At 71.2% G+C, this 8,985-nt stretch carries 11 protein-coding genes; 2 read left to right on the top strand and 9 right to left on the bottom strand.

What is annotated here, in order from left to right:
* Positions 1-385: 385 nt before the first annotated feature.
* Complete coding sequence (locus ACXJKQ_RS27175) at positions 386-1,282, top strand: polysaccharide deacetylase family protein (RefSeq protein ID WP_457108787.1); 897 nt, start codon at positions 386-388, stop codon at positions 1,280-1,282.
* Here the strand turns inward: ACXJKQ_RS27175 and ACXJKQ_RS27170 are convergent.
* The 7 genes from ACXJKQ_RS27170 to xth all read right to left on the bottom strand — a co-directional run bounded on the left by ACXJKQ_RS27170 (position 1,279) and on the right by xth (position 6,319).
* The gene (locus tag ACXJKQ_RS27170; RefSeq protein ID WP_457108786.1) at positions 1,279-1,749 is read right to left on the bottom strand and encodes a hypothetical protein; all 471 of its coding nucleotides are present in this window, start codon (positions 1,747-1,749) and stop codon (positions 1,279-1,281) included. The two genes, ACXJKQ_RS27175 and ACXJKQ_RS27170, sit on opposite strands and share 4 nt — an antisense overlap.
* A gap of 244 nt (positions 1,750-1,993) precedes the next feature.
* On the bottom strand, positions 1,994-2,302 hold the full coding sequence (locus ACXJKQ_RS27165) for a GCG_CRPN prefix-to-repeats domain-containing protein (RefSeq protein ID WP_457108785.1): 309 nt from the start codon (positions 2,300-2,302) through the stop codon (positions 1,994-1,996).
* Between the two features lie 139 nt (positions 2,303-2,441).
* On the bottom strand, positions 2,442-2,756 hold the full coding sequence (locus ACXJKQ_RS27160; RefSeq protein WP_457108784.1) for a hypothetical protein: 315 nt from the start codon (positions 2,754-2,756) through the stop codon (positions 2,442-2,444).
* Between the two features lie 138 nt (positions 2,757-2,894).
* Positions 2,895-3,164: a hypothetical protein gene (locus ACXJKQ_RS27155; protein WP_457108783.1), complete on the bottom strand. Its 270-nt coding sequence runs from the start codon at positions 3,162-3,164 to the stop codon at positions 2,895-2,897.
* A 115-nt stretch (positions 3,165-3,279) separates the two neighbouring features.
* The gene (locus tag ACXJKQ_RS27150; protein WP_457108782.1) at positions 3,280-4,077 is read right to left on the bottom strand and encodes an SDR family NAD(P)-dependent oxidoreductase; all 798 of its coding nucleotides are present in this window, start codon (positions 4,075-4,077) and stop codon (positions 3,280-3,282) included.
* 278 nt (positions 4,078-4,355) lie between these two features.
* On the bottom strand, positions 4,356-5,234 hold the full coding sequence (locus ACXJKQ_RS27145) for an SDR family oxidoreductase (protein ID WP_457108781.1): 879 nt from the start codon (positions 5,232-5,234) through the stop codon (positions 4,356-4,358).
* A gap of 275 nt (positions 5,235-5,509) precedes the next feature.
* The gene (gene xth, locus ACXJKQ_RS27140; RefSeq protein ID WP_457108780.1) at positions 5,510-6,319 is read right to left on the bottom strand and encodes an exodeoxyribonuclease III; all 810 of its coding nucleotides are present in this window, start codon (positions 6,317-6,319) and stop codon (positions 5,510-5,512) included.
* 173 nt (positions 6,320-6,492) lie between these two features.
* Between xth and ACXJKQ_RS27135 the strand changes: the two genes are divergently transcribed.
* Positions 6,493-7,233 (top strand): lysophospholipid acyltransferase family protein, encoded by a 741-nt coding sequence (locus ACXJKQ_RS27135; protein WP_457108779.1) that lies wholly within the window; start codon positions 6,493-6,495, stop codon positions 7,231-7,233.
* A 6-nt stretch (positions 7,234-7,239) separates the two neighbouring features.
* On the opposite strand, the gene ACXJKQ_RS27130 is transcribed toward ACXJKQ_RS27135, so the two are convergent.
* On the bottom strand, positions 7,240-8,136 hold the full coding sequence (locus ACXJKQ_RS27130) for a LolA family protein (protein ID WP_457108778.1): 897 nt from the start codon (positions 8,134-8,136) through the stop codon (positions 7,240-7,242).
* Between the two features lie 218 nt (positions 8,137-8,354).
* Positions 8,355-8,985: DNA translocase FtsK (locus tag ACXJKQ_RS27125; RefSeq protein WP_457108777.1), on the bottom strand; the 631-nt coding region annotated here is incomplete at its 5' end.

Here is an 8,985-nt window from a genome sequence, read left to right as displayed (position 1 = left end):
GCGGTGGCCGCGCCCAGGGCGGCGAGCGGCGGCCGGCCCCGGCCGCCGGTGGCGGTGGCGGTGGCAGCCGCGGCGGCTACGACCTCGACGACGACATCCCGTTCTAGGCGCCGGCCCCACGCCCGGCATCCCAGTCCACTCGGACCGCGACGGGCCGGAGCCACAGCTCCGGCCCTTTTCCGTGGCCGCCTTGTCGTGGGCTGGCGCCGCACCCGGACGCAACCAGCGCGCGCATCGACCACCCGGATGCCACGGCGCGCCAACTTCGCCGATCGGACAGGGCGCTCGCCGTGCGCCCACCCGCCGCTACCTGAGCGCGCGTGAACGCGCCGGCGGATCCGGGACGGGACGCCGCCCGGCTCGCGCAGCCTTACAGGGACACCTCATGGACACGGATTCCGGCCACGGCCGCTATGCCTACAGCGCCCTCCCGGCCCGGCCGGTCTTCGACTGGCCGGAGGGCAAGCGGCTCGCCGTCTATATCGGGCTGAACCTCGAGACCTTCGCGTTCGGTGAAGGACTCGGCGCCGAGCTCGCGCCGGGCGGCCCGCAGCCCGACGTGCTCAACTACGCGTGGCGCGACTGGGGCAACCGGGTCGGTGCCTGGCGGATCGCCGGGATGCTGGACGGGCTGGCCATGCCCGCGAGCGTGCTGGTCAACAGCAACCTCTACCGGGACTGTCCCGGGCTGATCGAGACGTTCCGCGCCCGGGGCGACGAGATCGTCGCCCACGGCCGGACCAACGCCGAACGGCAGGGCGTCCTCGACGAGGCCGCGGAGCGGTCACTGATCGCCGAGACGACGGCCGTGATCGCCGCGCAGGAAGGTCGCGCGCCGGCCGGCTGGCTCGGTCCCTGGATCTCGCAGTCGCGGGTCACGCCCGATCTCCTGGCCGAGGCCGGCTACCGCTACCTGCTGGACTGGGACCACGACGACCAGCCGACTTGGTTCAAGACCCGGGGCGGCGGCCGGATCCTGGCGGTGCCCTATCCGCAGGAACTCAACGACATCCCCGCCATCGTCGCCCGCAAGGAGACCGGCCGCCAGTTCGCCGACGCCCTCGTGGACGCCTTCGACGAGATGCGGGAGCAGGCGCGGGCTGCCCCCCTCGTCATGGGCATCGCGCTCCATCCCTACATCGTGGGGCGCCCGCACCGCCTGAGGCCGCTGCGTCGGGCGCTCCAGCACATCGCCGATCACCGTGCCGACATCTGGCTCACGACGGCCGGCGCGATCGCCGACCACACCGTCGCGCAGGCGGCCGTCCTGGAAGGCGCTTAGCTCTTGAGCTGCTTGTTGCAGGCCGAATAGTAGCCGCCGCCCTTCTCGATCCACTTCTTGCCGCCGAGCGTGCCGGCGGCCTTGGCCGCGTTGTAGCTGTCGAGGCAGGTGTGCATCCGGGCCTTGCCGGCCGATTCCTTGGCGTATTTCGGATCGATGGCCCGGGGATAGGCCGCCGAACCCGCAGCCGCCATCGGCGCGGTCCGTGAAGCCGTCGGTGCCGGCGCGGGCTGCGCGGGCGTCGGCGCGGAGGGGGCGACCGGATTAGGCGCCGTGGTGGTGGTGGTGTCGGCGGCCGCGCCGCACTCAGCCTTGCGGAAGTCGTTCCACTTCTGCCCGTTGAGCGTCCCGGCCTGCTTGGCGGCCTGGTACTTCGTCGAGCACTCCTTCGTGGACAGCGCCGCGGCCGGCGAAGCGAGGGCTGCCATGCCGACGATCATCAGGGATGCGAAAACATAGCGAGACATGACGAAGATTCTCCGGGACACTATGCGGCGTCCCGGAAGAGATTAATACGGCTGTATCCTGTCGTGAATATGCAGCTTTGCGTTCAGGCGGGACAAGTCGGCGCCCGGGCATTGACCTGGCCCCCGGCGGCTGCGGATCCGACATGCGCCGCCCCGACGGCTGGCCGGATTGATCCGGGGCGTCGGGCTCGCGCAAAGCGGCGGAGCGGCCGTTAGGGACATGGATCCAGGGCCGCCGCGCGGGTTACCAGCCGCCATGAAAACGGCGCGGGCCGTCGTAGCCGCCGTAGCCCCGCTCATAGCCTCCGTAGCCGTAGCCCGGCCGCCCGCCATAGGGGCCGCGGGGACCGCCCCAGCCCCAGCCGCGATCGTTGGCCCGGCAATGGCCCCAGGGATTGGGATGGAAGCCCGGGCCGCAGCCGCCGGCCACACGCTCGATCCAAGCCCCGCCCTCGGGCGGTCCATAGCCGAACGGCGCTGCGTTCGCCGCCGGGGCGAACGCGAGGCCTGCGGTGACCACTGCGACCATGCCGAGAATCTTGGAGCGCATCATCACACGATCTCCTCAACCTGCGGTCCGGGCTCGCCGGACCGATGTCAGGAGGATGCGCCCGGCGCGGTGAACCGGATCCGGCCCGCGCATTCATCAGCCCGACGGCATCGGCCGGACGGGTGACCGGGCCGGGAAACGATCAGGCCGCCTGACGCTCGACCGGCGCCGAGGTGCCGGCCCGGGCGCGCGCGAACAGCTCTGAGCCCACCTCCGCACCCGCGGCCTTGACGAGCGTGGCCTCGTCGCAGGTCCGCGCCACCTGAAGGCCGAGCGCCGCGAGCCGCGCATGCTCCAGGCAATAGGCGGCGATCCGCGCCCGGCCATAAACTGGCATCGGCGCGAGCAGGCGTTCCCGCTCCGCATCGTCGGCGCGGAACAGCGCGGAGATCAGCTCGATCGGGACCGGGTACCGCGCCAGGGCGCTGGGGTGGGGTCGGTTTCCGTCTCGCGCCATGGATGCCTCGCCGCTTCATCGTGCGGTGGAAGCTTCGGCAACCATGGTTAATGATCGGTTGCAGTCTCGAATGTCCGGAGCGCGGCGGGGCTTCGGCTGCGCCGTCCTGCATCGGCGGTCGCGCGGACCGCGGAGGCCTCAGCGGCGCGGCGGGTCTATCCAGGCGGCGTGCCGGAGCCGGTCCGCGTCGCTCGTCAGGAGCCAGGGCCGCACCTCGGCCCAATGGGTCACCGTGCCCGGCCTTGCCCGCGCGATCGAGCCGGTGGTGACCGGGTCGCCCCACGTGGGCGCGCCCTCGGCGCTCTGGGCACGCGATGCGATCGGATCCGGCAGGTTGCGCGCGTACCCGACCACGACCGCCGTGAGGGCGATCCCGACCAGGACGAACGCGAGACCGTCGACGATCATGGAGCCGAGTCTCGGCATGGCACCCGCGCCTGTTCCCCAAGTCTCGGGGCTACGGCGGCAGGGTTAACGAATCATCCCACGACGCGCCGCCGGGTCGGCGCGTGCGCCTCGCCGCTCAGACGTTGCGCACGCCGCGCAGCGTCTTCAGGCCGATGCCGGTCGCCTCGAAGCCACCGTCGACGGCCAGCTGCTGGCCGGTCACGAACGAGGCGCGATCGGAACAGAGGAAGACGATCGCCTCCGCGAGCTCCGACTCGAGGCCGTAGCGTCCCAGGGGGACGGCGTCGTGGTAATCGGCCCGGATCTCGGGACTGTGGACCGCCTTCGCCATGGCTGTGTCCACCGGGCCGGGGGCGACGGCGTTGACGCGGATCCCGTGCTGCGCGAGTTCCACGGCCTGCTGCTTGGTGAGCTGCGCCAGCGCCGCCTTGCTGGTGCCGTAGGCCGTCCGCAGCGTCGAGGCGCGCAGCCCCGAGATCGAGGTGATGTTCACGACGGCACCGCCGCGCTCGGACAGGAGCGGGACGGCGGCCTGCGTGCACAGGAACGGCCCGGACAGGTTGACCGCGAGCACCCGCGACCAGTCCGCGAAGGTGGTCTCCATCAGCGGCTTGAAGATCGCGATACCGGCATTGTTGACCAGGGCGTCGAGGCGTCTGAATCGTTCGGAGACCTGCCGCATGGCCGCCGCCACCGCTTCGGGATCGGAGACGTCGGCGGTCACCGCCAGGACTGCTTCCGGCCGGTCGAGCCGGGCCGCCGCCGCCTCCACGCCCGGACCGTCAATGTCGAGGAGGGCGACGGTCCATCCCTCGGCGAGGAAGCGGGTCGCCGTGGCGAGCCCGATGCCGCGGGCGGCGCCCGTCACCAGGGCGGTCCGGGTCTGGGCGGTCGGAGTCTGGGCGTCGCTCATGGTCGTCTCCGTCGTCGTGGGCGTCGGCGGGGCCGGACGCCCGCATCGTCACCACGCCGTTCCATCCCGGCCTGGGGTTAAGGTCTGATTGCTACGACAGGCGACGACGGAGACCCAGACGCGATCGGCGAGGCGCATACGACAGGCCTCCAACGCTACGGGATGCACAGCCGCGTTCTGGAGCGCGCGCGACCGCACGCCGCGTCGCGTGCCGAGGTCGAACGGCAGGCAGGCAAAGATAGATGGAGGTGCGCGGGAGGGCCGGGCCGCCGCGGCGCTCAGAGCATCGGCATGCCGCCGGTCACCGGCACCAGGGCGCCCGACATGTAGCTGCCCTCGCGGGAGGCGAGGAGAACATAGGCCGGGGCCAGTTCGGCGGGCTGGCCGGCACGGCCCAACGGCGTCTGCGCGCCGAGCTGCGCGATCTGTTCCGGGCTCTTCACGATCGGCTGGATCGGCGTCCAGACCGGCCCCGGAGCGACGCAGTTCACCCGGATCCCCTGCGGGGCCAGAAGGTTCGACAGTCCGATGGTCAGGCTAGCGATGGCCCCCTTGGTGGCGGCGTAGATCAGCATGCTCGGATCGGCGACCTTGGCCTGCACGCTCGTGCTGTTCACGATCGCCCCGCCCGGCTTCATGTGCGGCACCGCCGCCTGGGTGAGGTAGTACATGGCGAAAACGTTGGCGCGGAACGAGCCCTCGATGTCGGGCGCCTTCAGGTCGTCGAGGCCGTCATTGACCACCTGCGCGGCGGCGTTGTTCACCAGGATATCGAGGCGCCCGAAGGCCGCCACCGTGCGGGCGACCAGCTCCCGGCACCGGGCCTCGTCGCGGATGTCGCCGGGGAGCAACAGGCAGCGGCGGCCGGCCTTCTCGACCCAGGTCTTCGTGTCCTCGGCATCCTCCTGCTCGACGTCGAGATAGGAAATCGCCACGTCGGCGCCCTCGCGGGCATACGCGATGGCCACGGCCCGGCCGATGCCGGAATCGCCGCCGGTGATCAGCGCCGCCTGGCCGGTGAGCAGGCCCTTGCCGACATAGCTGTCCTCGCCGTGGTCGGGACGCGGCGTCATCCGCGTGGTCAGGCCCGGGCGGGGCTGCTGCTGGTCGCCGGGAAGGGGCGGCCGCGGTCCGGCCTCGCGTGGGTCGTCGGTCATCGGCTGGGCTCCGCGTCGAAGGCGATCCGCCCGATCTAGGGCCGCGGACGAGGCTGCCGCCTGCGCCCGGCCGTCACAGGCCGGGCCAGGGTGATGTACCGGCTCAGAACGCGCGGGTGCGCCCGGAATGCGGGCCGCCGTAGCGGCGACGCAGGAAGGAGACGACTTTCGGAAGAAGGAAGGCGATCAGGATCTTGCGCATGGGCAGGCTCGCGTCACGGTTTCGTGAGCGGGCAATGCTCGGGCCGCACTGCAGTTCCGCCCGGCGCGCCGGATCACAGCGCCAGCGTCAGGGTCACGGGCGCATGGTCGGACGGGCGCTCCCAGGCCCGGGCGTCGCGCAGCACATCGACCTTGCGGACCGTGCCGGCCAAGTCCGGTGAGACCCAGGCGTGGTCCAGGCGTCGGCCCTTGTTGGCAGCCGACCAGTCGGGAGAGCGGTAGCTCCACCACGTATAGATCTTCTCCGGCTCCGGGGTGAGGTGGCGCGCCGTATCGATCCAGCCCGCCTCACCGCGCAGGATCTCCAGCGCTTCTGTCTCGACGCGGGTGTGGCTCACCACGTCGAGGAGCTGCTTGTGCGACCAGACGTCGTGCTCCAGGGGCGCGACGTTGAGGTCCCCCACCAGAATGGCCGGACCGGAGACGCGCTTCCCGCCCCAGGCACGCAGCTCGGCCAGGAAGTCGAGCTTGTGGGCGAATTTCGGATTGAGGTCGCGGTCCGGTACGTCGCCGCCGGCTGGGACATAGAAATCGTGCAGCACGATACCGGCGGCCGCTCCGGCCTCCGGTCCGAGCACCGCCGAGATGTGGCGGGCATCCGGCCGGTCGCAGAACGGCATCACGCTTCGGGTGTGCAGGGGGAAGCGCGAGAGGATCGCGACGCCGTTGTAGCCCTTCTGCCCGGCGAACATCACGTGCTCGTAGCCCGAGCCGCGCAGGGCCTTCAGCGGGAAGGCGTCGTCCGGGCACTTGGTCTCCTGGAGACAGAGCACGTCCGGCTTGTGCTCCGCCAGGAAGCGCAGCACCAGGTTGATGCGCAGCCGCACCGAGTTGATGTTCCAGGTGGTGACGGTGAGTTGCACGGATCGGGTCTCGGATTCGCAAGGCGGTGTCCACGCGGGGTCGGCCTGCGATAGCCGATTTCCCGCGATGCGACAGTCCGGCCGGTCGACCGGCGGCGAAATGCCGTGCGCCTGCGTGCGACAGCCGCTATGCCGGCGTCTTGCCCTGCTCGGGCCCCTCGTCGAGGCCCGCCATGGCACCTGCCCGCTCACTCCTGTTTGCCGTCTACTGGGCTGCCTGGACCGCGCTGTTCCTCGTTCCCCTGGTGATCTTCGCCCTGGCCGGTGCGCCGGAACGGCCGATCCGGAAGGCGACACGCCTATGGGCGCGGGGCATCCTGGCCGGGCTCAGGCGCATCGTCCGCCTGCGCTACGTCGAGGAGGGGCGCGAGCACATCCCGGCCGAGCCGTGCCTGATCGTCGCCAATCACCAATCCGCCTGGGAGACCCTCGCCTTCCTGGTCCTGGTGCCGGACGTGGCGATCGTCGCCAAACGGGAGCTGCTGGCGATCCCGGTGGTGGGCTGGTTCCTGCGGCGCTCGCCGATGATCGTGATCGACCGCGCCAACGGCACCCAGGCCCTGCGCACCATGATCGACGCGGGCCGCGAGGCGGTGGCGGCGGGCCGGTCGGTCCTGATCTTCCCCGAGGGCACCCGCGGCGCGATCGGCGATCCCCTCCGGTTCAAGCGCGGGGTCGAGCTGCTCTATGGGCGGCTCGGCCTGCCGGTGGTGCCGGTGGCGCTCAATTCCGGTCTGTTCTGGCCCGGCGGCGCGGCGACCCGGTCCGGCACCGTTGTGGTGAGCTATCTCGCCGCCCTCGCCCCGGGCCTGCCGGCCGCGGAGTTCCTGCGCGGCACCGAAGGGGCGATCGATCGGGAGTTGAACCGGTGGCGGACCGGCGGGGCGGCCGGGCTCGGCGCCACCGGCGGGTAGATCCCGTCACGGCTGCGATTGCTGAATCTGCTGCTGCATCGCCTTGTCCTCGGCGCGCCCGTAATTGATGAAGAACAGGTTGCCGTCGACGCTCTTGCCCTTCTGCAGGTTCGAGAGCGTCACCGTGGTGACGTAGCCCTGCGGATCGGTGATCCGCCACTGGGACAGGGTCTTCATCTCGGCATCGAAGAACAGCTGGATCTTCGAGGTGCCGCCGAGGGTCGCCCGGTCCTCCAGGTTGATGCGCACGCCGCCCGGATCGTTGGCCACGTCGGTGACTGTCAGGTCGCGGGCGAGGTCGATCTTCTCGCGCAGCAGGAATTTCAGCGGCGTCTGGGTGATGAAATAGAGGTCCTGGGTGTTGAGCTTGCGGTCGCGCACCGCCACCGAGGTGCCGTCGGCCACCACCTCGAGGGGCGAGGGCTGGTCGTAGTCGAAGCGCAGGCGGCCGGGCTTGGCCAATGTCAGCTTGCCGCCGATCCGGCGCCCGTCGGCGCCGATCTGCATGAAGTTGCCCGTCAGGGTGGTGATGCCGTTGAAGTAGGCGTTGGCCTGCGCGAGCAGCGTGGCGGGATCCGCCGACTCGCCGGTGACGATCGCCGTCGGCGCGCCCACCGCAGCGACCTTGGGCTCGGGCGCCTTGTGCTCAGCCTTGTCGCCGGCCTTGCCGGGCTTGGCGCTGCCGGGCTTCGCCTCCTTGCTCGCCTCCTTGGCCTTGGGCGCGGGCTTCTTGGCCGGCGCGGGCGCCGCCGGGGCAGCCTGCGGCTGCGGGGCGGGTTCCTCCTTGTGGCCGAACAGGCTGTCGATGAACGCCCCCACCTGCGCCTCCGCTGGGTTGGCGGTCGCGAGCCACAGCCCGGCGGCGATCAAGGAGCCGGCTGTGCGGATGCGGCGGCCGATCATCGGCAGAGTCTCCTGAGGAACCGCTGGGCGGGCTCCGGCGGCAAGCGGGGTCGGAACATGAAGGTCGGCGGGCCGCTGCGGAACGCGCGCCCACCTCGTCCCCGCGCGCGGAGCGAAGCAAGGACGGGACGGGTTTCGCGGCGGCCCGTTAAAACCCCGCCCTGTGGCGAAGATGCGACGTCCGGGCCGCCCTGGAACGCGGCCCGGATCGCGGTCGCTCACTCGTCGTCGTACATCGCGCTCCCCATGCCGCTCGACATGTGGGCTGCGCCGGCGACCAGGATCTCGCGCTTGCCGGCATGGTTGGCCGGGCCGACGATGCCCTCGATCTCCATCCGCTCCATGATCGAGGCGGCGCGGTTGTAGCCGATCTGCAGGCGGCGCTGGATGTAGCTGGTCGAGGCCTTCTGGTCGCGCAGCACCACCTCGATCGCCTGCTTGTAGAGGTCATCGGACTCGCCGCCGGTCGCCGCCGCGAAGGCACCGATGTCGAAGACGGGGGCCTCCTCCTCGGACTCTTCGGACCGCTCGGCCTTGTCGGCCGCGGCGGCCTTGCCCCGGCCGGACCGGCCGCCCTCCTTGGTGGGCTCCTCGGGCGAATCGTCGGCGGTGACGGCGTCGAGGTAGCTGGGTCGGCCCTGGCGCTTGAGGTGGGCGACGACGGTCTCGACCTCGCTGTCCGAGCAGAACGGCCCGTGCACCCGGGTCGTGCGGCCGCCGCCGGCCATGAACAGCATGTCGCCCTGGCCGAGCAGCTGCTCGGCGCCCATCTCGCCCAGGATCGTGCGCGAGTCGATCTTGCTCGTCACCTGGAAGCTGATCCGGGTCGGGAAGTTCGCCTTGATCGTG

This window comes from Methylobacterium sp. P5_C11 (assembly GCF_054049775.1).
The sequence above is the reverse complement of the archived record's forward strand: the minus strand, read 5'-3'. Positions and strand labels throughout refer to the sequence as shown.

Excerpts from the sequence above, each read along its gene's own strand:
- ACXJKQ_RS27150 (WP_457108782.1), bottom strand. The coding sequence starts at position 4,077 with ATGAGCGACGCCCAGACTCCGACCGCCCAGACCCGGACCGCCCTGGTG.
- ACXJKQ_RS27130 (WP_457108778.1), bottom strand. The coding sequence starts at position 8,136 with ATGATCGGCCGCCGCATCCGCACAGCCGGCTCCTTGATCGCCGCCGGG.
- ACXJKQ_RS27155 (WP_457108783.1), bottom strand. The coding sequence starts at position 3,164 with ATGATCGTCGACGGTCTCGCGTTCGTCCTGGTCGGGATCGCCCTCACG.
- ACXJKQ_RS27170 (WP_457108786.1), bottom strand. The coding sequence starts at position 1,749 with ATGTCTCGCTATGTTTTCGCATCCCTGATGATCGTCGGCATGGCAGCC.
- ACXJKQ_RS27145 (WP_457108781.1), bottom strand. The coding sequence starts at position 5,234 with ATGACCGACGACCCACGCGAGGCCGGACCGCGGCCGCCCCTTCCCGGC.
- ACXJKQ_RS27160 (WP_457108784.1), bottom strand. The coding sequence starts at position 2,756 with ATGGCGCGAGACGGAAACCGACCCCACCCCAGCGCCCTGGCGCGGTAC.
- ACXJKQ_RS27135 (WP_457108779.1), top strand. The coding sequence starts at position 6,493 with ATGGCACCTGCCCGCTCACTCCTGTTTGCCGTCTACTGGGCTGCCTGG.
- ACXJKQ_RS27165 (WP_457108785.1), bottom strand. The coding sequence starts at position 2,302 with ATGATGCGCTCCAAGATTCTCGGCATGGTCGCAGTGGTCACCGCAGGC.
- ACXJKQ_RS27175 (WP_457108787.1), top strand. The coding sequence starts at position 386 with ATGGACACGGATTCCGGCCACGGCCGCTATGCCTACAGCGCCCTCCCG.